Annotated in this window: 16 protein-coding genes and 1 tRNA gene; 10 read left to right on the forward strand and 7 right to left on the reverse strand. The window is 60.9% G+C overall.

Going from position 1 to position 25896, the window contains the following annotated elements:
- From CXQ93_RS20840 to CXQ93_RS04185, 3 genes are all read right to left on the reverse strand, one after another.
- Window positions 1-759: an amino acid ABC transporter permease gene (locus CXQ93_RS20840; RefSeq protein ID WP_219817323.1), complete on the reverse strand. Its 759-nt coding sequence runs from the start codon at window positions 757-759 to the stop codon at window positions 1-3.
- A gap of 3 nt (window positions 760-762) precedes the next feature.
- On the reverse strand, window positions 763-1695 hold the full coding sequence (locus CXQ93_RS20845; protein ID WP_219817324.1) for an ABC transporter substrate-binding protein: 933 nt from the start codon (window positions 1693-1695) through the stop codon (window positions 763-765).
- Between the two features lie 336 nt (window positions 1696-2031).
- A complete protein-coding gene (locus tag CXQ93_RS04185) occupies window positions 2032-2718 on the reverse strand; it encodes a 3'-5' exonuclease (protein ID WP_104109253.1) in 687 nt (228 codons plus the stop codon).
- 87 nt (window positions 2719-2805) lie between these two features.
- Here CXQ93_RS04185 and CXQ93_RS04190 point away from each other — a divergent pair, with 87 nt between their 5' ends.
- Genes CXQ93_RS04190 through CXQ93_RS04200 form a run of 3 tightly spaced genes read left to right on the forward strand, consistent with a single transcriptional unit; the run spans window position 2806 to window position 10228 of the window.
- A complete protein-coding gene (locus tag CXQ93_RS04190) occupies window positions 2806-3258 on the forward strand; it encodes an MGMT family protein (protein WP_104109254.1) in 453 nt (150 codons plus the stop codon).
- Window positions 3255-6737 (forward strand): ATP-dependent DNA helicase, encoded by a 3483-nt coding sequence (locus tag CXQ93_RS04195; RefSeq protein WP_258068584.1) that lies wholly within the window; start codon window positions 3255-3257, stop codon window positions 6735-6737. The genes CXQ93_RS04190 and CXQ93_RS04195 overlap by 4 nt, the downstream gene beginning before the upstream one ends.
- The gene (locus tag CXQ93_RS04200; protein WP_104109255.1) at window positions 6734-10228 is read left to right on the forward strand and encodes an ATP-dependent DNA helicase; all 3495 of its coding nucleotides are present in this window, start codon (window positions 6734-6736) and stop codon (window positions 10226-10228) included. Before CXQ93_RS04195 ends, CXQ93_RS04200 begins: the two co-directional genes overlap by 4 nt.
- 58 nt (window positions 10229-10286) lie before the next feature.
- On the opposite strand, the gene CXQ93_RS04205 is transcribed toward CXQ93_RS04200, so the two are convergent.
- Complete coding sequence (locus CXQ93_RS04205) at window positions 10287-11669, reverse strand: macrolide 2'-phosphotransferase (RefSeq protein WP_104109256.1); 1383 nt, start codon at window positions 11667-11669, stop codon at window positions 10287-10289.
- Between the two features lie 175 nt (window positions 11670-11844).
- Between CXQ93_RS04205 and nudC the strand changes: the two genes are divergently transcribed.
- Both nudC and CXQ93_RS04215 read left to right on the forward strand, forming a co-directional pair.
- Window positions 11845-12801, forward strand: coding sequence for an NAD(+) diphosphatase (gene nudC / locus CXQ93_RS04210; RefSeq protein WP_181036048.1), 957 nt, complete (start codon window positions 11845-11847; stop codon window positions 12799-12801).
- Window positions 12798-14945: an ATP-dependent DNA helicase UvrD2 gene (locus CXQ93_RS04215; RefSeq protein ID WP_104109258.1), complete on the forward strand. Its 2148-nt coding sequence runs from the start codon at window positions 12798-12800 to the stop codon at window positions 14943-14945. Before nudC ends, CXQ93_RS04215 begins: the two co-directional genes overlap by 4 nt.
- Here the strand turns inward: CXQ93_RS04215 and CXQ93_RS04220 are convergent.
- Window positions 14906-16090, reverse strand: a complete 1185-nt coding sequence (locus tag CXQ93_RS04220; protein WP_104109259.1) for a ThiF family adenylyltransferase — start codon at window positions 16088-16090, stop codon at window positions 14906-14908. The two genes, CXQ93_RS04215 and CXQ93_RS04220, sit on opposite strands and share 40 nt — an antisense overlap.
- A gap of 127 nt (window positions 16091-16217) precedes the next feature.
- On the opposite strand from CXQ93_RS04220, the gene CXQ93_RS04225 reads away from it, so the two are divergent.
- Entirely contained in the window at window positions 16218-16967 is a 750-nt protein-coding gene (locus CXQ93_RS04225) for a M48 family metallopeptidase (RefSeq protein WP_104109260.1), read from the forward strand.
- A 229-nt stretch (window positions 16968-17196) separates the two neighbouring features.
- Here the strand turns inward: CXQ93_RS04225 and CXQ93_RS04230 are convergent, their stop codons facing one another.
- Window positions 17197-18624: a zinc-dependent metalloprotease gene (locus CXQ93_RS04230; RefSeq protein WP_104109708.1), complete on the reverse strand. Its 1428-nt coding sequence runs from the start codon at window positions 18622-18624 to the stop codon at window positions 17197-17199.
- A 335-nt stretch (window positions 18625-18959) separates the two neighbouring features.
- Here CXQ93_RS04230 and CXQ93_RS04235 point away from each other — a divergent pair, with 335 nt between their 5' ends.
- The 3 genes from CXQ93_RS04235 (at window position 18960) to CXQ93_RS04245 (ending at window position 23353) form a co-directional block, all read left to right on the forward strand.
- Window positions 18960-19988, forward strand: a complete 1029-nt coding sequence (locus CXQ93_RS04235) for a PDZ domain-containing protein (protein ID WP_104109261.1) — start codon at window positions 18960-18962, stop codon at window positions 19986-19988.
- Window positions 19989-20173: 185 nt separating this feature from the next.
- Complete coding sequence (locus CXQ93_RS04240) at window positions 20174-23107, forward strand: UPF0182 family protein (RefSeq protein ID WP_104109262.1); 2934 nt, start codon at window positions 20174-20176, stop codon at window positions 23105-23107.
- A 172-nt stretch (window positions 23108-23279) separates the two neighbouring features.
- Window positions 23280-23353 (forward strand) — tRNA-Met (locus CXQ93_RS04245).
- Between the two features lie 121 nt (window positions 23354-23474).
- Here the strand turns inward: CXQ93_RS04245 and CXQ93_RS04250 are convergent.
- Window positions 23475-25298 (reverse strand): SLC13 family permease, encoded by a 1824-nt coding sequence (locus CXQ93_RS04250; protein WP_104109263.1) that lies wholly within the window; start codon window positions 25296-25298, stop codon window positions 23475-23477.
- Window positions 25299-25496: 198 nt separating this feature from the next.
- Between CXQ93_RS04250 and CXQ93_RS04255 the strand changes: the two genes are divergently transcribed.
- On the forward strand, window positions 25497-25874 hold the full coding sequence (locus CXQ93_RS04255; RefSeq protein WP_218712850.1) for an SHOCT domain-containing protein: 378 nt from the start codon (window positions 25497-25499) through the stop codon (window positions 25872-25874).
- Window positions 25875-25896: the final 22 nt, after the last annotated feature.

Below are 25896 nucleotides of genomic sequence, written 5' to 3' on the forward strand. Positions count from 1 at the left end.
TTAGGCACCCTTTCCAACAACAGCAGCGGCCTCGTCGGGTTCAATTTTGACCGGCTTGCCATCACGCATGCGCTTGTCCATAAAGTTCACCAGATGTGTGAGCGGAATGGTCAAGCACAGGTAAAACAGTCCAGCCGCCACAAGAGGCGACAGGTTACCGGTATTGGCAGCCTGATCCTGGCCAATCTGAAAGATCTCCCGTTGGCTGGCCAGTAGACCGAGTGTAAAGATCAGGGACGATTCCTTGATCAAGCCGATCAGCTGGTTCACCAGGGCTGGCAACACGCGTCGGATGCCTTGCGGGATGACGACGAGGATCATGGATGAGTTGTAGCTGAATCCCAATGCCCTGGAAGCCTCGAGCTGCCCCTTCTCAACGCTTTGAATACCGGACCGGAAGATCTCGCCAATGTAAGCCGCAGCCATCAGAGTCAGTGCTGCAATGCCCAACGGGTAGGGATTGGTGCTGCCGGTCAAGATTCGCACGATGGGGCCAAAACCGAGGCCGATGAGCAGGATGACCAAGATGGCCGGAAGGCCGCGGAAAACATCCGTGTACACACGGGCGATCCAGCGGGGAATCGGGTTTCTGGAGATGCCCATGACCGCCAGGATCATGCCCAGGATGCAACCGAGAATTCCGGAGGAAATAGCCAGAATCAGGGTATTCGCCAATCCGACAGCAAACATCTCGGGGATTACCTGCCCCATTGCCTCCCAGTCGAAAAACGTTTTGACCAGCTGATCGAGAACTTCCATCAACTATCCTTTCGGAACTGCTACAGCCTTGGACCCGGGGGTCCAGTCTGTGGGCATTTCGCGGGTGGGGTACCACTCTTTGGTCAACGTGGACCAAGTGCCGTCGGCAATAACTGAATCCAGTGCGGAGTTCAGGGCGTCAATCAGGGGCTGGTTCTTGGAGTTAACAGCGTAGGCCGTGAAGTTCTGGGTGTTGACAACGCTCTCAACGATCGTGGCGCCGTCTCCGGGCTTGACCTGGCCTTCAGCCTGCTGAGAAGGAGCAACCCAAGCGTCAATCTGGCCGTTCTTCAGGTTGGCGTAGGCAATGTTGTAGTCCTTGAAGCGGACCGGCTGCAGCTTCAGTGTGTTGGTGACATAGTCATCCTGGACGGTGCCCTGAACCACGCCAATGCGGGTCTTATCGGTCAGGTCCTTGAAACCCTTGATGGGGGTCTTGTCCATGGCAACAACGGCCATGTAGCCAAAGTCGTAACCGTTGGTGAAGCCAACGTTCTTACGACGGGCGTCAGTGGTGGAGATTGAGGAGGAACCGACGTCGAACTGCTTGTTCTCAACCTGGCCCAACAGGGAAGCGAAAGATGTTGACTTGAACTCAACCTTCAAGCCCAATTTTTCACCCATGGCGCGCAGCAGTTCGTTATCGTAACCGGTGAACTTGCCATCTTTGATGAAGATGTTCGGCGGGGCATCGGAGAGGGTGCCAACCGTGATGGTGCCGGGGGTGATGAGACCCAGGGCAGCAGCATCTATCTTGTCTAACGGGGTGACATCCGCGGTGGTGTACTTATCCAGTGACACCTGGTCGCTACCGGCGAGGGCGTCTGTGGGGCCAGCGCTGCTGCTTGCATCCGTGCCGCCGCATGCTGCGAGGGAGAAGGCCAGAGCAAGGGCGACCGGAACGGTCGTGATCCACTTCAGGGCAGATTTCTTCATCAAACATTCACTTTCATTGCAGGAGCCCAGCTCGAAGGACTGATCGGGCGGGGATAAGCGTGGCGCGGGAGTCGGGCCAGATACTCACAGGAGCTACTTAGCAGAACTCAACCAACGAAACTAAATTATGTCACCCCGCCTGAAATTATGGCAGATGCGAACATATGCGAAGTTAACAGTGCGTTCGAAGAAAGAATCGGCGAACATTGGGGCTTTCGCCGCGGCAGCGACCATGCTCTAGCTAGTGAGGGCGCACGACTGACGCGCAGGAAGTTCCCCAGCCCGACGATTTAATTTGTGATTTAGCTCATAAATGATCACTTTGTGGCTCTAAACTCAGGGCAGGACGGGCCAATCGCCCTCAATCACGGCGGCGGGGTCCTTGACGCGGCGCAAATAAGCTTGGAAATCGGCGGCCTGGTCGCGAGCCCACCCCACCTGTGCCTGGTGCAGTTCCATGACATCAACGCGCAGGGCGCTGTACTTGGCGGCCAGCGCATCAGCCAGCCGCAGCGTGGCCTCCGCATCGGCTGCCGAGGTATGGGCGTCCTCGAGATTGATCCCGTATTCCTCGCAAAGGGCCACCAATGTTCGGCTGCCCTTGCGGAATCGGTCCACGTTCTTATTGCAGATGAAGGGGTCGATGACAGGGGCCGCGGTAATTTGATTCAGGCTGTGGCGGCGGGCTTCATGGGCCAAGACAGTGAAGTCGTAACTGGCGTTGAAGGCGATCACGGGAATGTTGTTGGCAAAGAGAGTAGCTAGAACAGCGCCCACCTCGGCCGTGACCATATCTGAGGGGCGGCCATTCTCGCGTGCATGCTCGGTGCTGATGCCGTGGATGGCAGCGGCCTCTTCCGGAATTTCCATGCCGGGATCAGCCAACCATTCATGGGTATCCACCACGGTGCCTCCATCATCGACTACAACGATCGAGGCCGTGACGATCCGGGCCGTGCGGGGATCCTTGCCAGTGGTTTCTAAGTCAAAGGCGGCACGGGGGTGCATATTCCAGCTAGTCATGTAACTTACGGTACCTGTTGGGACCCACATTCATGGCGGCCGATGCCTGTGCCACTGCTGCGCTGTGGCACAAACTACGCTGGAGGCATGCATGAAGAGTATGTCGAGGCGGTCCTGGCAGTGGCCGAGCTGATCCCTGAGTCCAAGGTTTTGTCATATGGGGACATTGCTGCGCTGTTGGACAGTGGCGGGCCGCGTCAGGTGGGTGCCGTCATGTCCGCCCATGGAAACGCCGTGGCATGGTGGCGGGTTATTCGTGCCAGCGGGGCTGCTCCGCAGGGCCACGAGCGGCAGGCCTTGGAGCATTATCTGCAGGAGTCGACGGCCTTGCGTGGCGACACTGCGGCCGCCCCAGTGCCGGGCAAGAACCCGCCGTGGCGCGTGGACATGAAAAGTGCCCGCTGGAATCCGCAGGAAGCCGAGTTTGAGCTCATTGACGCCGTTGCGGGCGCCTTGCATGACGCATCTGATCCAGCCCCGGAAGCCTCTGCTGACTCGGATCTGAGAATGTCAGTGCCTCGTGGTGAACTGAGACTATGAGCACGCAAGCAGAGCCGGCCGAGCAAGCACGTCAAACAGAGCCAGCAGATCAGGCACAGCAGCAGCTGCAGGCTAGTGCCCAGCCAGCCAATGCCCATAAGGCGCAGAGTACGCCAGCGAACAAGTTCTTCCAGCCCTTGCCGCAGCTGATGTTGGTCCGGCCCTCACAAAGCGTCAAGACTGAGCTGGTGCTCAGTGCCGACCAGCAGGCCGTGGTTGATCTGGCACCCGGCACCGGTCCCGTTCTGCTGTGGGGTGCCCCCGGCACCGGAAAATCAACCGTGCTGATTGAGGCGGCTGTCGAACGGATGGAGCACCACGGAGTTGATCCGGGTGCTGCACTCCTGCTGGCCCCTTCCCGCTTGGCTGCCGCTAAGCTTCGTGACGGTTTCAGTGCTCGGCTCACGCGGAGCATCAGCACCTCCCCTGCCAGGACCTGGTCCTCCTATGCCTTTGACTTGTTGCGACGTGCCACAGTGGCGGGCCGGATGCCGCACCTGGACGGCCCGCCGCGGCTCATGAGCGGTCCCGAGCAGGACCTGATCATTAAGGACCTGCTGGCGGGCCACAAGTTGGGCTTGGGCACGGACCCGAAGTGGCCCGACGAGTTGTCCGAGGCCCTAGAAACCCGCGGCTTCCGCCAAGAAATCCGTCAACTCTTTGACCGCGTCATTGAGTACGGCCTCCTGCCTGAGGAATTGGCCCAGCTGGGTGTTGCCAACCGCCGCCCGGACTGGGTGGCCGCAGCATCGCTGTACTCCGAGTACCGCGATGTGGTGGATTGGGGCAAGTCAGGCTCCTTTGACCCGGCCGGTATCATCACGGCAGCCACCACGCTCCTGCAACTCGATGCGGAATTCCTGTCTGCCGAGCGCAGCAGGCTTGAGCTGATTGTGGTTGACGATATTCAAGAAGCCAACAGGTCGGTCCATGAACTGCTGCAGTTGGTGGGCCGGGGCAAGGACATTCTGGTGGCTGCCGCCCCGGACGTTGTGGTCCAGGGTTTCCGTGGCGCCCGCCCGGACATGGTGGCGTCCTTGGCTCAGTCGCTGGGCACGCAGGAATATCCCTTGCAACAGTTTGTGCTCTCCACCTCGCACCGGATGAGCCCCACCGTTGCCGGCGCGTGGTCGGGGGTGGCTGAGCGGATTTTCCAGATCCGTGGCGGACAGAAGGCTCGCGAGCTTGTGTGGCCGGAGCCGGGGGACCAAGGTGAGGGAGAAGCCAGCGCCGGGGACCCGGCGTCGTACGTCAGGGCCCATGTGGTGGCCTCCGAGGTCCATGAATTGCGCTTGGTGGCCGAGCGGATCCTGCACCTGCAGCATATTGAGAAGCACAGCCTGGACCAGATCGCCGTGATTGTCCGGACGGGATCGGCACTGGCCGCGCTCCAAAGGTATTTGAGCGGGCTGGGCATCGCCGTGAAGGTGCCGGTGGCGGAGAACCCTGTCCGCGACGAGCCCGCCGTCCGCCCCTTGTTGGAGGCCTTCGGGGTGGCTCTTGATCCTGGGAAGCTCGACGCCGAGGCTTGTGTGGCGCTGTTAACGTCCCGTTTGGGTCGGTCAACGGCGCTGCAATTGCGCCGCCTGCGTCAGGCGCTGCGCCAACAGGAACTGCAGGCTGGGGGTGGCCGGGCCAGCGACGAGCTGCTAGTCGAGGCGTTGTTGCACCCGGAAAAGTTGGCGCCGTTGGGCTGGGAGGCAGGCAACGCCACGCGTATTGCTGCCATGGTGGCTGCCGGGCATGACGCGGTGGCCCAGCCCGGAGCCAATGCGGAGACAGTCCTGTGGGCGTTATGGGAGGCCTGCGACAGCTCTGGAACGTGGGAAACCCAAGCGTTGCGTGGCGGGCCCACGGGCATCCGCGCCGACAGAGACTTAGATGCCGTCATGGCGTTGTTCCAGACGGCTGAGCGGTATGTGGACCAATTGCCGGGATCGAGCCCGCAGCAGTTCCTTGATTATTTATTGAGCCAGGAACTGCCCATGGACACGTTGGCGGCGCGTGCTCAGCGGACCGACGCCGTGGAAATCCTCACTCCGGCCAGTGCTGCCGGACGTGAATGGCAGGTGGTTATTGTCTCGGGTTTGCAGGAGGGAGTCTGGCCCAATACCAGGCTGCGCGGGGAGTTGCTGGGCAGCCAGTTGTTGGTGGATGTGCTGGAAAATGGGGCCGAGGTAGCCCGGCAGATTGAGCCGGCCGCGCGCATTCGAGATATCAGGTATGACGAGTTGCGCAGTTTTTCTGCCGCCATTTCACGGGCCGGGCAAAAGCTGATCTTGACGGCCGCAGCCGGTCATGACTTGCAGCCTTCACAGTTCATTGACCTCGCCGCGCCGTACAAAGCTGTCACTGATTCAGGTGGCGAGTCGCAGTATCCGGTGCGTCCGGTAGAGCAGGTCCCCCGGCCCATGACATTGCGCTCACTGGTCTCTGAGTTGCGTCAGGAATCGGAGATGTATGGCGATCCGGAAGCCGCCAGAATGCTGGCCGTGCTGGCCCACGAAAACGTGCCCGGGGCTCATCCCGGGCAATGGTGGGGTTTGTTGCCGCTCAGCAGCGACGTCCCCATTGTGCCTGTCGGTGAACCGGTTAACGTCTCTCCGTCCAAGGTGGAGGAAGTGCTCAAGTCACCGCTGAACTGGTTCATCCGAGCCGCTGGTGGGGAAGCGACCACCGATTTCGCCAGGAGCTTGGGAACGCTCATTCACGCCATCGCCCAAGACATTCCGAATGGGGCCGGGCATGAGTATGTGGCTGAACTGGACAAGCGCTGGCCCACCCTAGGGCTGCCCGATTCATGGGAAACCCAGGTGGACTACAAACGCGCCCAAGAGATGTTGGGGAAGTTAGCGCAGTACGTGGTGGAGGCACGCCAGCAGGGCCGCACGCTTATAGGGGTGGAGGAGGATTTCAGCGTTGAACTCGGCGAGATCCCTGCCACGGTGGCCGCACCCGCAGCCGCACCCGCACCCGCAGCCGCACCCGGTGAAGCGGAAACCGGCCTCGGGGATGCGCCCGCAGGCACTCCCGGCCACGTGGTGCGCTTGCGCGGCCAGGTGGACCGGCTGGAGGCCGACGCCAATGGGAACCTGGTGGTGGTCGATATAAAAACGGGCCGCACCAAACCCACCAAGGAACAAGTTCTGGCCCATCCGCAGCTGGGCGCCTATCAAGTGGCCGTGACAGCGGGTGGCTTTGCCGAGTTGGCTGAAGCCGCTGGCTTCTCCGGATCTGTCTCCGGGGGAGCAGCGCTGCTGCCGCTCGGTGATGGCACCAAGAGCGTGAAGACCCAGGATCAGCCGGCCATGGTGCCCGGCAGCGAGAACGATCCCACGTCCAAGGTCATGGAAGCTGCACTCCTGATGGCCCAAGCCGCATTTCCTGCCCGCCACGGCACTGACTGGTCCGAACGTAACGGATGCCCGCTGCCTACTATTTGTCCGCTGTGCCCGGAAGGGAAACAAATCACCGAATGACACTTTCACAGCCCGTGAGCCCGTATGACTTGGCCGAACTGCTGGGCCAGTTCCCGCCCACGCCGGAACAGGCAGCCATCATTTCTTCACCCCTGGAACCGCTGCTCGTCATTGCCGGAGCAGGCTCGGGAAAGACCACCACCATGGCAGACCGCGTGGTGTGGCTGGTGGCCAACGGCTTGGTGCTGCCGGAAGAGATTCTCGGCGTCACTTTTACCCGCAAGGCAGCCGGAGAGCTGGCCTCCCGGATCCGCGGACAGCTAGCCAAGTTGGGTACCTTGGCCCGCTCCGGGGAGGTGGAATTGGCGCCGGCCGCAGCAGCTAAGGATGCGCTGGAGGCCAAGGTATCCACCTACCATTCCTACGCCAGCGGCATTGTCACCGACTACGGGCTGCGCCTGGGGATCGAGCGTGATGCAGTGGTTCTGGGAGCGGCCGAGGCATGGCAATTGGCCAGCGAAGTGGTGGAAGCCCACAATGGCGCTCATGAGCATTTCACGGCGGCCAAATCGACCTTGATCCAGTCCGTCATGGATCTGGCCGGGGAATGCGCCGAACACCTGCAAGAACCCACACAGGTTCAAGGAATCATTGCCGCTTATCTAGCGGGTTTCGAGACCCTGCCGTACATCGCCGAGACCACCAAGCCGCGCAGCGCCTTGGTCAACAAGCAGCTGGACGTCTTGCGGACGCGCGGCTCGGTGGTGGAGCTGGTCCAAAAATATGCCGAGGCCAAGCGGCGGCGCAACGTTTTGGACTACGGTGATTTGGTGGCGTTGGCGGCCAAGATCGCCCAGGAAGTCCCACACGCTGGCGAGGTGGAGCGCCAGCGGTACAAGGTGGTCTTGCTGGACGAATTCCAAGACACCTCGCACGCGCAGTTGCAGCTCTTCGCCGAACTTTTCGGATCCGGCCACCCCGTCACGGCTGTGGGAGATCCACACCAGTCCATTTATGGTTTCCGTGGGGCCTCCGCCGGGCAGCTGTTCCGCTTCCCCGAGATTTTCCTGAAGTCCGACGGCGGGTACGCACCGACTGCCGAACTCACCATCGCGTGGCGGAACTCAGCTCACATCCTGGATACCGCCAACGTCATGTCAGCAGAGCTTGCCCAAGCACAAACGCGGAAGGCCAACGCCAAATTGGCGGCGGGGCTAACCGAGGAACAGCGGGCAGCTGCCGGCCCCCGGGTGGTGGTCTCACCCCTGCGCGAAAAACCTCAGGCCCCTGACGGGGAAGTGGTGTTGGCCCGCTTTGAGACGGATATGGCGGAGGCTGAGGCCATTGCCGATGAAATCCTGTCCCGGAAGGGCGATTTCACGCACCGCAGTGGCACCCAAGGTGCCATGACTGTGGCAGTGTTGTGCCGCCGTCGTGCGCAATTTTCGGGGCTGCAGAGCGTCTTTGAGGCTCGCGGCATCCCCTACGAAACCGTGGGACTGAGCGGTTTGCTCAGTACCCCGGAGATTGTGGACCTCGTCGCCACCTTGCGGGTGGTGGCCGATCCCGGGCGTTCTGATGCCTTGATGCGGCTGCTGACAGGTGCCCGGTGGCGGATTGGGCCATCGGACCTCATGGCATTTTCGGATTGGGCACGGCATCTGGCCCGGCGCCGAGCATGGGCTGCCAAAAACCGGGTGGACTTCAATGCTGCAGCCTTGCGTGGTGAGCTGGAGCAAGCCTCGCACCACGGCACGGCGGATGGGGGCATGTTCGGGGGAGTGGATGCTGAAGGGGCGCAGGAAATTGTGGTGACGGCAGATCTGGTTGACGCCTCATCCCTGATCGAAGCCCTGGACTATCTCAGTGCAGATTATTGGCCGGAGTCGCTGCGCCCACTCTCAGAGACGGCGCGTGGCAGGTTGCTGTCGCTGCGTGATGAGTTGCGCATGCTGCGCACCTTTGTGGGCGAGGATCTGAGTAATCTGCTCGGTGTGGTGGAACGGACCATGCTGCTGGACATTGAACTGGCAGCCAAACCCGGTGCCAGCATTCACCACGCCCGGCGCAACCTCGATGCCTTTGCCGATGCTGCTGCAACCTTCATGCAGGCGGCCCAGCGGGTTGACTTGGACGCATTTCTCGGCTGGCTCGAAACAGCAGAATCCGAGGAAGGCGGGCTGGAAATGACGCCGTTGGAGAGCAACCCGGATGCTGTGGCACTGCTAACCGTCCATGCCTCCAAAGGGCTGGAATGGGACGTGGTGTTTGTTCCGGGCATGAATATGGGGGCATTTCCCAGCACCCGGGCAGACCGTTGGAGCACAGGAGCGAAATCGCTGCCCTGGCCTCTGCGTGGCGACCGGCAGGATCTGCCGGAATGGGACTTGAACGTTCCGGATCTCAAGACCCTGATGGACAATGAGAAGCTGTTCGCCGCTGATGTAAGCCTGCATGGGGAGGAGGAGGAACGGCGGCTAGCCTATGTCGCTTTCACCCGTGCCCGCGATTTCCTCATGTGCTCCAGCACCGTGTGGGGAAGCGGAAAGAAACCGCTGCAACCGTCTCCTTTCATTTCTGAGCTGCTAGTTCTGGCAGAAGGGGCGCGGCAGAGTGCCCGGATCTCGCTATGGTCTCCGGACCCGGAAGAGGATGCCCAGAACCCCACCAGCGCAGGTGCCGAAAGCGCGCAGTGGCCTTATGACCCGCTTAATGGCCCTGAGATTCACGGTCGTCCTGGGGCCGTGAAGCGCACGGGCCGGCGTGAGAACGTGACTCGCTCGGCGGCTGCCGTCGAGGTTGCGCAGGCTGCAATCCACGCCAGCGGACTCTCCCCGGAACAGCTTTCGGCCCTTGTAGGCGGCAGAGATTTCTTGGCCAGGCATCCGCGCTGGGGGCTTGAAACCAGTGTGCTGCTGGCGCAGGAACAAGTGGATTCGGACCAACTCAGGGTGGAACTGCCACCGCACATTTCAGCCTCCCGGCTGGTAGCTCTGAGTGAAGATCCGGAGAAGGTCACCCGTGCCATGCGCCGGCCAGTGCCCACCAAACCAGGCATGGCAGCGCGCAAGGGAACGGCGTTCCACACCTGGATCGAGGACTTCTTCGGGTCAACCGGGCAGCTGGACTTTGATGAGGCTCCCGGGGCCGATTCCTATGTGGACGAGGCTTACGGCCTGGCCGATATGCAAGAAACGTTCAAGAACTCGCCGTGGGCTGCCAGGGTCCCCGCCGAACTAGAAGTGCCCATCGAAACCAGGGTGGCCGACGTGGTGGTGCGTGGCCGTATTGACGCGGTCTTCAGGGATGCCGACGGCGGCTGGGACTTGATCGACTGGAAAACGGGAAAGGTTCCCGGGAAGCAGCAGTTGGCGGTGCGTGGCGTGCAGCTGGCCGTTTACCGGCTTGCGTGGTCCAGGCTCAAGGAGGTGCCCTTGGAGCAGGTGCGGGCAGCGTTTTATTACGTGGGTCAGGACAAGCTCATCCGGCCCGTGGATTTGGCTGGTCAGGACGAACTTGAGGCCATCGTGACGAACGCTTACTCCTCCTGAGCGGCCCGGCCTAGTTCCCAGCTGCCCAGTTCAAGAGGGGTGGCAGCTGGTGTGACAGTTACTTCGTGGTGGGGATGACCTTCAACGCCGTGGTGTCGACGTCCTCGGGGGATCCGGCAATAGCGGTCTTGCCAGCCTGAGCAGTGCCGGCGTCACTATCCCCTGCGTCTTCAGAGGAGTCGCTAGCCTTGGTGCTGGAAACTTCACCGGGAGCGGCACCGCCATCGCTAGCATCGCCTGAAGAGTTCGAGGTATCTGCGGAGTCCTCTGAGTCAGCCGAATCGGCTCCGGCTGTGGCACCAGCAGTTTCGGCAGCGCTGGCGTCGGCAACGGCGCTAGCGACGGAGGCACCAGCAACGGCTTCGGCGGCCCCGGTACCGGAGGAGACACTGATAACAGCGTTGCTAGTCTTCACTGGAGTAGCGGCGCCACCCTTCGCGGGCGCCACAACAGGAGTGTTCTTTTCTGGAACTGCGTCAGGAACGACCTCGGCAACGGGTGCCTTCGTGGGCTCGACACTGATGGGTTGACCACCGTGCTCGGCAATGTCGGCCTCGAGAGTGCGCAGCATGGATTCGGCATCCTCCACCATGCGGGCACTGTCGGCGGCATAGCCCTTGACCAGCCACTGTGCCAGAGCAAACTCGGCGCTCAGGGCAGCCCTGCGCAGCAGATGCGGATCAGGGGTTTCATGGCGGGAACCGGCGTAAGCCTGCAGTACCGTGTCAACAAAATCAGGGTCATCGACGGCAACCAGCCACGCAAAGTCGTCGGCGGGATCGCCCACGCGGAGCTCGGTCCAACCGTTGACGGCGGATACTTGATCGCCGTGGACCAAAATGTTGTCCTCATGGAGATCGCCATGGACCACACAGGCATTAAAACGCCACAAGGCCACATCTTCCATGGCGTGTTCCCAACGGCGCAGCAGCGATGGGGGGATCTTGCCTGTGGTGGCCGACTGGTCAAGCTCATTGAGCTTGCGTTGGCGGAATTCATTGGCGGTATAGCTGGGGAGATCGGAATTGGTCACGAGCTCCTGGGGGAGATCATGGATGGCTGCAATGGCAGCGCCGATTTCCATGGCCAAAGAGGCACCCCCGGCAGCGAGTTGCTCCACCGTGAACGCCTTTCCCCGAATATGGGAGTACACAAAGGTGATGAGTTCGCCTTGCCGCACGGTCCCGGCCACGGTGGGCAGCAAGAACGGCAGTTCGGCCCGGATAGCAGGGGTGAACGCGCGCAATACTTGCCGTTCAGTTTCCAGGCGCGTGCTGGCCTCGGCATGGCGCGGTGAACGTACCCTCCAGCGCCGATTCTCCGAATCCACCAGCAAAGCGGAGCAGAAATCGGCTGCATGGTCGGGCTCCGGACCAAACGCTGTGACGTTAAGTCCGGGCACGGCGGCGCTGGCGATGGCGGCCAGTTCGATTGCAGTCATTCTTCTCACTCCTCCACCGTAGAACGCGAAGGCGCCAAACCTTGCTTCCTTGAGGCGGCGAGTCGCGAGAAGTCCTGCACAGATCCTCCTGCACCGGTCACCCTCAGGAGCCACGTTGTCCACAATCACGTGCTGCGGAATGTATAAATGTGCGGCGCATGCGTACGGTAGAAACATGACCAAACCCAATCTTTCCCCTGACGCTGCGCTTGACCGTGAATGTGAGCAGCGTAGTGAACCCGGGTTTATGGAATCAGTTCTTGCGAAGGCAGCTCACAAGGTCGTGATCTTCCACCGCGGCAAGGCCTTGATGGCCGGTGCCAGCCTCGACGTGCTGGCCTACGTCGATGCCTCGGCGCTGCCCCACGAGCTGCCGGCCGGAACGCTGCAGGTGTATCTGGGAAAGGTGCGGCCCGGACGCGGTCATGCTCTTGCGCCGGGCACGGCGTTGGTGCTGCTGGCACTGCCGGACGACGCCGGGGAGTTGGCTTGGGTGCCTGAGCTCAGCACCTTCGCTGGTTACCGGGCGGCTGCAGAACACATGGGCGGAGCCGATGCGGAGATTTTCATTCAGGCTCAGGCCGTTGCCAACTGGCATTCCACCCACACCTTCTGCCCTCGGTGCGGCAACCCCACCGAAATTCAGGCTGCTGGCTGGATGCGCCGCTGTGGCAACGACGGTTCAGAACATTTTCCCCGCACCGACCCGGCTGCGATTGTGGCGATCGTGGGAGCCGACGATCGGATTTTGCTGGCCAATAACTTTGCGTGGGAAGAAAACAGATACTCCACCGTGGCAGGTTTCATAGAAGGCGGCGAGAGCGCAGAAGCGGGTGCGGTGCGTGAAATCGCCGAGGAAGTGGGCGTCCACCTGCATTCGCTGAAATACCTCGCCTCCCAGGCATGGCCCTTCCCGAGGTCCTTGATGCTGGGATTCATTGGCTACACGGACGACGTTGTCGCAACCCCAGACCTGCGTGAAGTACGGGCGGCCCGCTGGTTTGGCAGGGCGGAGCTGCAGGAGGCCGTTCTGGCGGGGGACGCCGTAATTTCGTCCCGGCTGTCCATTGCGCGGGAGTTGATTGAGCATTGGTACGGCGGGAAAATTGTGGAACCAGGTGAGCAGGAATGAGTTTTGACCCCAGCCAGCGGGGACTGCCGGTGATGGATGAATACACGGCAGAAGAACGGATCCTCTCTGGTCTGGACGAGGAGCAGCGCACCGTCGCCACCACCTTGAACGGGCCTTTGTGCGTGCTGGCCGGAGCCGGAACCGGTAAGACTCGCGCCATCACACACCGCATTGCCTATGGTGTGCACACCGGGGTCTACAACGCGAACCACCTCTTGGCCGTGACGTTCACCGCGAGGGCGGCGGCAGAAATGCGTACCCGGCTGCGCGATCTGGGCGTGGGCACTGTCCAGGCCCGCACCTTCCACGCCGCAGCGTTGCGGCAGCTGCAGTATTTCTGGCCGCACGCCGTCGGCGGTCAACTGCCTGGCCTACTCGAACACAAAGCCCAGATTATTGCCGAGGCCGCGCGCCGGCTTCGGCTGCCCAACGACAGGGCTGCCATCCGGGATCTGGCTGCCGAAATTGAGTGGGCCAAAGTCTCCATGATGACCCCGGAAACTTACCTCACCAAGGCCGAAGATCGCGGCGAACCCGGAGGCCTAGACAAGGTTACGGTGGCTCGGCTCTTCCAGGGCTATGAAGATGTGAAAGCGGATCGAAACCTCATTGACTTTGAGGATGTCCTGCTCATCACCGTGGGGATCTTGCAGGAGGACCCGCGCGTGGCTGCGACCGTGCGCGATCAGTACCGGCATTTTGTGGTGGACGAGTATCAGGATGTTTCCCCGCTCCAGCAGCGGATGCTTGATCTGTGGCTGGGCGGCCGCGATGAACTGTGCGTGGTGGGCGATGCCAGCCAGACCATTTACTCCTTCACGGGCGCCACGCCCCGGCACCTGCTGGAGTTCCCCAAACGCTACCCCGAAGCCAACATGGTCAAACTGGTCAGGGACTACCGTTCCACGCCGCAAGTGGTTGGCCTTGCCAACAACCTGCTGGCCAACCGGCGCAGCGGAGGCTTGGCTGCCGATGCGCTCTGGTCCAAGCCGTTGGAACTCGTCGCCCAGCGCCCGGCCGGCCCGGTTCCGGAATTCATGGAATGCAGCGACGACGAGGCTGAATCGGCCGCCGTCGCCGCCAGAATCAAGGTACTTGTTGACAACGGCACGCACGCCAGCGAGATCGCCGTGCTGTTCAGAACCAATGGCCAGTCAGAAGCGTATGAACAGGCATTGACAGCGGCCGGGCTGGGTTACCAGTTGCGCGGCGGTGAGCGATTCTTCGCCCGTAAGGAAGTCCGCGATGCCATGCTGCAGCTACGCGCTTCCTCCCGGGCGGCGGAGGAAGAGTCTCTGAGCCAACTGGTCAGGGATGTGCTGGGTAACCTCGGCTACCAAGCAGAAGCACCCAAAACGGGCGGTGCCGTGCGGGAACGGTGGGAATCGCTGAGCGCCATTGTGGCCCTAGCCGATGAGCTGGTGGTCTCCCGCAGCACCCCCGAGCACACCTTCTCCATCCTTGACTTTGTGGCTGAACTACAGGAACGAGCCACAGCCCAGCACGCACCCACAGTCCAGGGTGTCACGCTCGCTTCCTTGCACTCGGCCAAGGGCCTGGAATGGGATGCCGTGTTCCTGGTGGGGCTCAGCGAAGGCTTGATGCCCATCTCCTTCGCGGACACCCCGGAGACAGTCGATGAGGAACGCCGGCTGCTCTACGTGGGTATTACGCGTGCACGGGAGTACCTGAACTTTTCCTGGTCAACGGCACGCACTCCGGGGGGCCGGGCGAATCGTAAGCCTTCTCGGTTCCTGGACGGTCTGCGGCCCAACTCTGTGGGCGGGGCTGCCACAGGCCCGCGCATGGCCACCACCCGCAAGTCACGCAAGGTGGTGGGCCCCTCGGTATGCAGGGTCTGCGGGAAGATCCTGAACACCGGAGCCGAACGCAAAGTAGGGCGCTGTCCTGACTGCCCGCCCGGGTATGACGAAGCAGTGTTTGAGCAGTTGCGCGAATGGCGCCTGAAGGAATCGGTCTCCGCATCGGTGCCAGCCTTTGTGGTGTTTACCGATGCCACGCTGATGGCCATTGCCGAGGCAGCGCCGGCTGATTTGGACGAACTGGCGGCCCTGCCAGGAGTGGGGCCCTCCAAGCTGGAACGTTATGGAGACGCTGTCCTGGAAATTGTGGCTGCTGGCTGATTCTGCCATTGGCAGCCGCATTCGGGGTGGGCGCTGAAGACCTGCTCCGTCCAGCAACCAGTGTCGGGGCGAAACGTCATGACGGCAGACCAAGCCCCGGGCTGGTTGACTCCGTCGAGGAACAACAACGCTTGGGTGGCAGCGGTGCCGGCCAGTGCCAGTGATAGCGCCGTGCTTTCCAATCCGGTAACGCTACTGGCTGGCGGAGCTCCACGGTATCCGGCACGTCCGCTCGCCGGGCTGCCGGGTGAACTGCCGCCCGCAGCTACTTCGCCCGCGGCCAGCTCCCCGCAGATCTCCAACCAGTGCGGATCGCCTGTGTTGCGATGCCACTCCACACAGTTGGCACATGCAGTTTCCCCGGGCACCACCAGCGGCCCCACAGTACCGTCCTGTTCCCGGTGCAACACCACCAGGTGGGGCAGCTCAGTGCTCATAAAACGCGCAGTGATGGCCGCAGGGGCCACATCTCGGCCCACCACAACGGCAAGATCAAGGCTCCGTAGGCTGGGTCCTCCGGCCCCGCCGTCGCGCACCATATGGATCTGAGTGCCGGGATCCAGAGCAGTGAGATGGCGGCGCAGCGCCAGAGAACGGGGGATACCAATATCGGCCACGAGAAAGGAACTGGGAGAGACATCGGCGGCGGTGACGGGGGAGTCGTCCTCGAGCAGGAGCGTGCCCACACCAGCATTGGCAAGGACCCCGGCCAAGGCAGCCCCGGTGCGTCCCAGCCCGACCACCTGGACCACGTTCTTCCTTCGCTGGGCTAAAAGTTTCTTGGCCGACTTCCGGTACAGACCCAGCAGCGCAATTCGGTCGGGGCGGAGCCGTTCTTCACGATAGCCATGCGTTGACAGCTCGGAATCCTGGCACAGTACGGTGGCGAGCATGGCGCAGATCTCTTGGGCTCGCAGGGCAGGAACGCCAAGTTCGACGGCGTGATCCAGTACCTGCGCATCGGCAATTCCCTGGCGCAGCGCCTGGATGAACGCCAGATCGGAGCCTTCCAGCCCCTCCAAGATCAGGCCGCCAGGCCCCAAACCTATCTGTATGCTGCTCCTCCCGTGGCTGACCACGCGAAGGGCTGGATTGACAGCCGTCATGATGACCTCCCGGTGAATCTTGATGGGCAGATGCCTCACGTTAAAATCATTGCACTTGGCGGGCCCGCCTGCTTTGGGTTATCCACAGCCACTTGTTCTCCACAGCTTGTCCCCGAACGCCGTAACTGGTGCGCACGGGGCCAGGTCTTGGCGGTACCGTCGAGGTATGGGAACAGCATCAAGAACTCCACCACCCAGGACGCTGGCCGCCAGCGCAGCCCCGTCCAGGACGCTGGCCGCCTCGAGACCGGCACCGTCCGTCCCGGGACGTCGTGGACCCATTGGCACAGGAACCAAGGGGCCCTTGGGCGATTCAATCTCCCGTCACCGGCTCAGCAGCGGGGAAACCATAGTGGTCCGCAGAACGGCACGGCGGAAAACCGGGCTATCTGCCTTTTGGGAAAATGGGCAGGCGGTCATCGCCGTCCCAGCACGGCTCAGCCTTGAAGACGAGGCGTATTGGGTGCCGCACATGGCCGCCAAATTAGAACAAAACAGGTCCCGCTTGGCTGGTAAGCGCCGATTTCCAGGGAGCGACGCGGCCTTATTGCAACGCAGCGTGTCACTCTCGAAAAAGTATCTGGGAGCCCGTGCCGTGCCGGAATCAGTGCGCTGGGTCAACAACCAAAACACTCGCTGGGGATCGGCCACCCCGGCGCTGGGGACAATCAGGATTTCCCACCACGTACAGGACATGCCTGATTGGGTTCTGGATTATGTGGTGCTGCACGAACTAGCCCACTTGATCCATCCAAATCACAGCGCCGCGTTTTGGTCCGAATTGGCCGGGTACCCGAAGTTGGAGGCGGCGCAAGCGTTTTTGCAAGGGGCATCGTTTGCCTCGGCTCGGAACATCGCCGGCATGCGAGCAGGCATGGACGACGGCAATGACGGCGGTAACGACGATGAAAAGTAACGCGGTGTTGAAGACGCCCACTCGCGGAGCCGATGACGGCGCTCGTGGGCGGGAGATTTGCTTTGCGTTGTTAACTGACTCGCGGTGGCGGGAACCACTGAAGGCTGCCGTAGCAGTGCATCCGTGGTTCCCGCCGCCGCGCTGGTGATCGGACCCGCACATCGCCAAGCCCGCACATCGCAAAACTATAGTGTGGAATGGCGGGAGAGGTGTTTGAGGCGTGGGCTGCTTAGTTCTTGTCCCCACTGCCGGAGTCGGTGTCTGAGTCGGTGTCGGGTTCCTCTGTGCTGTCCGTGCTGTCCGTGGGCGCTTCGGCCTGGAAATCGTCGAAGCCGCCGTCCAGCAGTTTGGCCAGTGCCGCGTCAACGTCTGATTCGGAGGCGTCCTCGGCGCTACGGCGAGCGCCGAAGCCAGCTGCATCATCCAGATCCGCGGAGGTGGGCAGCAGATCGGGGTGAGCCCAAATGGCGTCGCGGGCAGCAATGCCACGCTGTTCCTTCAACGATGCCCAGAGAGCAGAGGCCTCGCGAAGCCTGCGGGGACGCAGTTCCAAGCCCACCAAGGAACCAAAAGCATGCTCGGCGGGACCGCCGGTGGCCCGGCGTCGGCGGATGGTCTCGCGGATTGCAGCAGCCGCCGGCAGGTTGGCTGCCGCTGCGAAGGTGACCTCGTCAACCCAGCCTTCCACCAATGCAAGCGCTGTTTCCAGCTTGGCGAGGGCAGCATCTTGCTCAGGCGTGCGGGCCGGCATGAAGACACCCTCGGACAGGGCTGACTGCATGGCCTCGGGGTTGGACGGGTCCAGGTTCTGGGCCAAGTCCTCAATGCGGGACATGTCAATGTGGATGCCGCGTGCGTAGGACTCAATGGTGCCCAGCAGGTGGGCGCGCAGCCACGGAACCTGGACAAAGAGCCGGGCATGAGCCGCTTCGCGCAGGGCCAAGAACAGCAAGACCTCTTGTTCGGGAACTTCCAAGCCCTCTCCGAAAGCCTTGACGTTGGCCGGCAGGAGAGCCATCTGGAGGTCCGCCAGTGGAATGCCGATGTCAGTGGAGCCCACTACCTCCTTGGCCAGTGCGCCCACGGCGGAGCCCAGCTGCATACCAAACAGTGCCCCGCCCATGTTCTGCATCATAGAGGCCGCGCCGCCCATCATGGACTTCATTTCCTCGGGCAACTGTTCGTTCATGGCCGTCGAAATGGCGAAGGCAATGCTGTTGGCCACCGGTTCGGTCAAGCGCTTCCACGTGCCAAGGGTTTCCTCAACCCATTCGGCTCGGGACCACGCACGGCCCACAATGGCTGTGGCAGCCAGGTCCGTAAACGGATCCAGCCACATTTCAGCCAAGCGTAACGCTTCATCAATTTCACGCTGCTGGTTGGGCGTCACGGAAGGGTCATCGCCTGCGGCGGCCTTCCGGGCAGCATCATGGGCCAGATCCCAGTTGACAGGAGTGTCAGAGGAGCCACTCATCATGGCCTGAACCTGAGAGAACATTTGCGCAAGCGCATTGGGATCCGACGGCAGGCCAGCAGCCTTGGCGAGTTCGGCCGGGTCAAAACCCTCCATGCCCTGCCCTCCCAAAAGATTGGCGAGCATTTCCTGAAGCGGATCCTTCGGGGTTTCGTCGTCGTTGTTGGCTGGTGTGGAAGACATGATGGCCCGTTCGTTGGCGTGGACGCTGAATAACTTCACGTTACCGCCGCTTCGTTGCGTTGTCGCCCTGTATCGGTCCGCTGTTCGCTCTAGGCAAAGGGTAGGCGGCACCCGGCGGCCTGAGTCCCGGATTCACTGCACTCTCCCAGCCGGGGCACAAGCACAGCACATTCAAACACAGTAGGCTTGGCGGTTGGTACCCCGTTTTAGACAGCAGTTTATCCCGCAGTCACCTGCGAGACCCGAGAGAATGTGGAGAGGTCACTGCTTTGAGCCAGGAGACACCCGAAACGACCGCACCGACGCGTACTTTTCGCGACAAAAGAGTCTCCCTCATGGCCATCTCGGGCGTGCTGGCCCTTGTGCTTGGCGCGGCTGCACTGACCATCCCCGCCCCGTATGTTGTAGAGTCCCCGGGCCCTGCCATCAACACCATTGCAGATTTCAACGGCAAGCCCATCATTACCGTCTCCGGCCACGAGAGCTTTCCTCCGGCAGCTGGCAGTCTCGCCTTGACCACTGTCCACATGACCGGAGGGCTGCCGGATAGCCGCATCAACTTCTTCGACACGCTGAAGTCGTGGCTCTCGCCGATGGACACTGTGTACCCGGCCGAGCTGATCTACCCGCCGGGGACCAGCCAGGACACCGTGAACAGTGAGAACTCGGCGGCCATGACTGGTTCGCAGGAAAACGCTACTGCCGCGGCCATGACAGCCATGGGCATTGACTTCGAGACCAATCTGGCTGTTGCCGCAGTGCCTGCCGACGGCGCCGCAACAGGGATTTTGAAGCCCGACGACGTCCTGCTCACCATTGACGGCACGAAGGTTACGGACTTGGCCGTTATCCAGGCTGCGCTAGCTGACGGCAAGGGTGCACCCGTGCAACTGACGGTGCGCAGAAATGATGCTGAACAGAATCTGAGCCTGACCCCCAAGCTGGGTAGCGAAGGCAAATACTTGCTGGGCGTCCAGATTCAGAACGTGTTTAAGTTTCCCTTCGACGTCCAGATCACCCTGAGCAACATTGGTGGTCCCAGCGCAGGCATGATCTTCGCCCTAGGCATCATGGACAGCCTGACTCCAGGAGATCTCACGGGTGGCAAGAAGTTTGCCGGCACCGGAACCATTGATCCAGAGGGCAACGTTGGTGCCATTGGTGGCATCGCCCAAAAACTGGTGGGCGCTCGCAGCACGGGCGCTGATTATTTCCTGGCCCCCGCAGCTAACTGCGGCGACGTAGTGGGACACATTCCAGAGGGCCTGCAGGTCATCAAAGTCAGCACGCTTGAAGAGGCCCACGACGCTGTGGCCCTGATTGGTTCAGGCAAAGACGGCTCAGGATTGCCCACATGCAAATAACAATTGATTCCCGAAGCGTAACGATTGCGCATCACACGGAACTTGGCCCGCGACCCGTTCGTGGCACCCTTATGGAAGTACCCGCAGTTTTTGTTGTCCAACAGTTGAGTAAGAGGTAGAGAGTGACATCCCGCCCAGCCCCGCCGCCGAGCAACTCCATCCGGCCCAAGCGACGTAGCGCATTGATGCCCACCATCATTGTGGTGGCGGCGCTCGTGGTCGCAGTGCTGATCTTTTCGGGGGTTTACACTGAACTGCTCTGGTTCAACCAAGTCGGTTACTCCGAGGTCTTCTGGACCGAGCGCATTGCGAAGATTCTCATATTCATCGCCGGCTTCCTCATCATGGCGCTGGCGGTGTACTTCTCCATCCGGGCGGCTTACAAGGCGCGCCCCATTTACGCCCCGGACAGCGCCCATGAGGACAACCTCAACCGCTACCAGCTACAGCTTGAGCCGATCCGCCGCGTCGTCATGCTGGGAGTTCCGATCGTCTTCGGTCTCTTCGCTGGAACGGCAGCCATGGCCCAGTGGGAAAAGGTGTTGTTGTTCCTCTACCGGGTTCCCTTCGGCTCCACGGACCCTGAGTTCGGTCTTGACATCAGCTTCTACACCAACACCCTGCCGTTCCTTGGCTTCTTGGCGGGAATGCTCATCAGCGCCACGGTTATTGCCTTCATCGCCGGCATCCTGACCCACTACCTGTACGGTGCTGTTCGGTTGACCGAGCGCGGCATCTTCACCTCCCGTGCAGCGCAAATCCACATCGCCATTTTGGTGGGCGTGTTCTTGTTGCTGCTCGGCGCCAACTTCTGGCTGGGCCGCTACGCAACCCTGCAGGACAACTCCGGCTACCGCGCTGGTGCAATGTTCACCGACGTCAACGCCGTGATCCCCACCAAGGCGATCCTGGCTGCGGCCGCCATCATCGTGGCCATCTTGTTCATCGTTGCTGCATTCATTGGCAAGTGGAAGCTGCCGCTGATCGGTACGGGCATGCTTGTTGTTACGGCTATCGTGGCCGGCGGCATCTACCCCTGGGCCATTCAACAATGGCAGGTCAAACCGTCCGAAGGTGACGTGGAGCTGCCCTATATTGCGCGGAACATTGACATGACACGGGACGCCTACGGCCTGACTGGCATGGAAGTCACCCCCTACAACGCAAGCACGACGGCGACTGCCGGCGCGCTGCGTCAGGACGCCGACACCGCCGCGAACATCCGCCTCCTGGACCCGAACTTGATGTCCTCAACATTTGCCCAGCTGGAACAGTACCGTCCGTACTACAAGTTCCCCAAGACCCTCAACGTAGACCGTTACACGATCGACGGCAAGGTCCAAGATGCTGTGATCGCGGTGCGTGAGCTCAACCCTGACGGAATCAGTTCCACCCAGCAGAGCTGGTACAACCAGCACTTGGTCTACACTCACGGTTACGGTGTGGTTGCCGCCTACGGAAACACCGTCACATCAGACGGCAAACCCAAATTCATGCAGTATGGCGTGCCCTCTACTGGTGTCCTGGGCACCGATACCAGCTATCAGCCGCGTATTTACTTTGGGCAGTCGACCACTGATTACTCGATTGTTGGCGCACCTGAGGGCACCGATCCCATTGAGCTTGATCGGCCGCAGGGAAACACTCCGGCAAGTACCGCTGACAACCCTGCTGACGAGTCTCTGACTACTTTTGGCGGCGATGCCGGCCCGAACGTGGGCAACTGGTTTAACCGCCTGATGTACGCAATGAAATTCCAGTCAACAGATTTGCTGCTGACCAACGGCGTCAATGAAAGCTCGCAGATCCTTTACGATCGCACCCCGGCTGAACGCGTTGCCAAGGTTGCTCCCTACCTGACCCTCGATGGCAATCCGTATCCGGCCATTATCGATGGCAAGGTCAAGTGGATCGTGGATGGTTACACCACGAGTTCCAACTACCCGTACTCCCAGCAGCAGCAACTTCAGGAAGCCACCACGGATTCCCTGACGGCTGCCGGCGGAGTTGCTGTCATGCCCAATGCCTCGGTCAACTACATCCGCAACTCGGTCAAGGCCACTGTGGATGCCTATGACGGTTCCGTTGACCTGTATGCGTGGGATGCAGAAGACCCCATTTTGAAGGCTTGGCAAAATGTCTTCCCCACCAGCGTCAAGCCTTTTTCTGAAATGTCTGGCGATCTCATGTCTCACGTTCGCTACCCTGAGGATCTCTTCAAGGTTCAGCGTGAACTTTTGGGCCGCTACCACGTAACGGACCCCACCAACTTCTTCAAGAACACCTTGGCATGGAGCGTCCCAGAGGATCCCACCTCCAAAACCAAGGACAAGCAGCCGCCGTACTACCTGTCTCTGAAGATGCCCGGCCAGGACAAAACGGCGTTCTCATTGACCACTTCCTTCATTCCCCAAGAAGTTACAGGTACGGATTCGAGAAATATCCTCTACGGCTTTATGGCGGCTAACGGTGATGCCGGCAAGGTCAAGGGCGTCAAGAGTCCCGACTACGGAAAACTGCAGCTTTTGGAGTTGCCGGATGCCACCCAGGTGCCCGGGCCGGGCCAGGTCCAGAACAAGTTCCAATCCGATCCCACGGTCTCGGAACAGCTCAACGTCCTTAAGCTCGGACAGACAGATGTCATCAATGGCAACCTGTTGACCTTGCCCATGGGCGGCGGCATGCTCTATGTACAGCCTGTTTACGTCAAGTCCACAGGTTCCACCTCGTACCCCACCTTGCAGCGTGTTCTCGTGGCCTTTGGTGACAAGATCGGCTACGCGGCTACGTTGAACGAGGCACTTGATCTGCTGTTCGACGGCGACTCTGGAGCAGCAGCCGGTGACGTTGGCGTGACCAAAGATCCCGATACCGGTGGCACCTCCACAGGCGGTACCGGGGGGACCACCAGCTCGAACCCGGCACTCGCCAAGGCGCTCAATGACGCCAGCGCAGCCATCAAGGAGAGCCAGGCCGCTTTGACCAAGGGTGACTTCACTGCCTACGGTGCAGCGCAGAAGAAGCTGGAGGCTGCCATCGCGGCAGCCGTTACAGCTGAGGGAGCGGTGCCAGCCACTCCCGCGCCCACCGCAACACCCACGCCGAGCGCGGCACCCTAGCTCCGACGTCGGTCGCTAGGTAAAACTAGCGAAGGCGCTAAATAAGGCCCGGTCACCTCACGGTGGTCGGGCCTTATTCCTACCCTCTGAAGACGGGGTAAACGGAGGAGATGAACGTCACGTGCCCTCAGTTTGGCGTGGTGGTGAATGGACGGTAAAGTAATAATCACATCGCGGGGTGGAGCAGTTCGGTAGCTCGCCGGGCTCATAACCCGGAGGTCACAGGTTCAAATCCTGTCCCCGCAACTCCACTAGAAAACCCCCAGCCTTACAGGCTGGGGGTTTTCTGTTGTCTGGGCATTGAGGTGGACCCGGGGCCCGCACCCCGTGCCCCGGCCTTCTGGCCGCTAACCCTAAATAGCTGGCCCTAGAACGGCCAGAATACCGGGACCAGGAATACCGCAACGGCCACGTAGAGGGCCATGATGACCAAGCCAAACTTCCAGTAATCGCCAAATTTATAGCCGGCAGGACGCATGATCATCATGTTCGCAGGGGTGGCAATCGGTGTCAGGAGTGCTGCCGCCGATGCCACACTGACGCACATCAGCACCGTGAGCGGTGAGATCCCCGCCTCCGTGGCGACGGACAAGGCAATCGGGATGATGATCAGGGCTGTCGCCGTGTTGCTGATCAGCTGACCCAACGCAGCAGTGACGACGAAGATGCCAAGGAGCAGCAGATATGGGCTCCCTCCTCCGGTAAGTGTGACAATCCCGTCGGCCAGCAACGCGGCGGTGCCGGTCTTGGTGATCGCCGCAGAGAGTGGAATCATGCCGGCCACCAGGATCAGGGTCTGCCAAGCCATGGAGCGGTGTGCTTGGCCAAGAGTGACCACACGGGTTAGGACCATGGCCATGGCTGCGAGAAGAGCAGCTACGGCCGCTGGGACAATGTTCGTCGTCATCATGACCACCATGGCTACCAAAATGACAAGTGCCGGGAGGGCGCCCGGGCCGAGCGGAACGGTTTGCCGCCGGATGGCATCGGGGGAGTCAACCAGCAGGACGTTGTGATCCAGGGTGTGCTTGTCCAGCTCCTGCCAGCCGCCCTGTAAGAGCAGAGTATCTCCGGCCTTGACGCGGGTTGCGTGATTGTTTGGCACATTAGCTGCGGCGACTTTTCCTGCCCGTTGGTGGGCCAACACCACCAGCGATCCGCTCTCGGTGACCATGCCTGGGAAGACATCCGTGCCAATAAGATTTGACCGCGGCGCCACGAGCACCTCGGCGACTCCAAAGGATTTGCTGATCAGGCCACAAGCAATCCCATGGTCACCAGCAGCCTCCACTGTCATTTCGTGTGCAACGGCGAAATCTGCAATGTCTGTGGCCGTGCCACGCACCACCAAGTAGCTGCCGGCGTCGAGCGTGTCCTCGGTGGCTGGCTTTCCGGCAGCATTCTGGACGCTGATCAGATGGACTCCGCCACGAACGGCTGGCAACACTCCAGCAATGGGGTCGCCGACGTGGTTACTGCCGGCTGAGATGTGCAGGCGAGCAAGTTCGTGCTCGTCCGGCCAGTAGTGGCGCAGTAGCACGCGAGGGTGGTTGCTGAGATCCTTGGGCGTATCCTCTGGGGTTCGTTGCGGAAGGAGTTTCGGACCGAGGTAGATGGCCACGACAATGGTGCCAATGAGCAGCGGCAGCCCCACCAAGGCGAACTCAAAGAAGCCAATACCCTTGCCAGTGGCATCGAGAGCTGCTTCGAGGATCAGAATGTTCACGGGCGAGCCGGTCAAGACCAGCAGGGAGCCGGCGTGGGCTGCGAACGCCATGGGCATGAGTAGTTGTCCGGGTTCCCGGCCCAAGCGTACGGCCAGCACCACCACCATGGGAAGTAGTGCTGCCACGGCGCCATTGACGCTAATAACAGCCGTGAGGAAAGCTGTAAAAAGCATAATCAACGCGATGAGCCGTGGCTTGCTGTCACCCGCAAAGCGAACAAGTAAGCCGCCCATCCACGTGGTGATGCCGGCGGCGTCGATGGCCTCCGCCACTACAAAGAGAGCCGCAATGAGGATGACGGTCTGGGAACCAAAGCCTGAAAATGTTTCATCAACGGTGATGATTCCCGTGGCAAAGAGTAGCAAGGCCACACCAATTGCCACTATTTCTACGGGAATTTTGTTCCAGACAAATATGACAATCGTCATTGTCAGAATTATCAGCATCATGGCTATTTCGCTCATAGGCAAAGGCTAGTGAACAAGACCCTCTAGGACAATTGTGACGACAGGTTGTACGGTGCGTGGATCGTGACCTTAATTCAAGACGAAACCCTTTGCAGGGCTGCTATTCTGGCAGCATAATTACTCGTGGAACCATTATTTTGGTCCCGCGGCGCCACCGTTGGTGAACGTTAACAACTGAATCACATGGAGTCAACAATGCAGTTCTTTGAAGTCTTTTGGTCCATAACCATTGCGTTCCTGTTTTTGGCCTACCTGATTCTCCTTTTCCAAATTGTGGCCGATATCTTCCGGGACCAAACGCTGTCCGGCGTCTTCAAGGCAATCTGGATCTTCTTCCTTCTGGTTACGCCTTATATCTCGGCCCTGATTTACATCATTGTCCGCGGCGCTGGCATGTCCGAGCGGAGTGCCAAGGTGGCCTCGAGCGCACAGCAGCAGACCGAGGAATACTTCCGTCGCGTAGCTGGAACTCAAAGCCCCGCGGACCAGATTTCATCGGCCAAGAACCTGCTGGACTCTGGCGTCATCAACGACGCTGAATACGCACAGCTCAAGGCTAAGGCCCTGGCCTAGCCCACACGCTTGCCGGCCTGTT

This window comes from Arthrobacter sp. N199823, assembly GCF_002929705.1.
Taxonomy (GTDB): Bacteria; Actinomycetota; Actinomycetes; order Actinomycetales; family Micrococcaceae; genus Specibacter.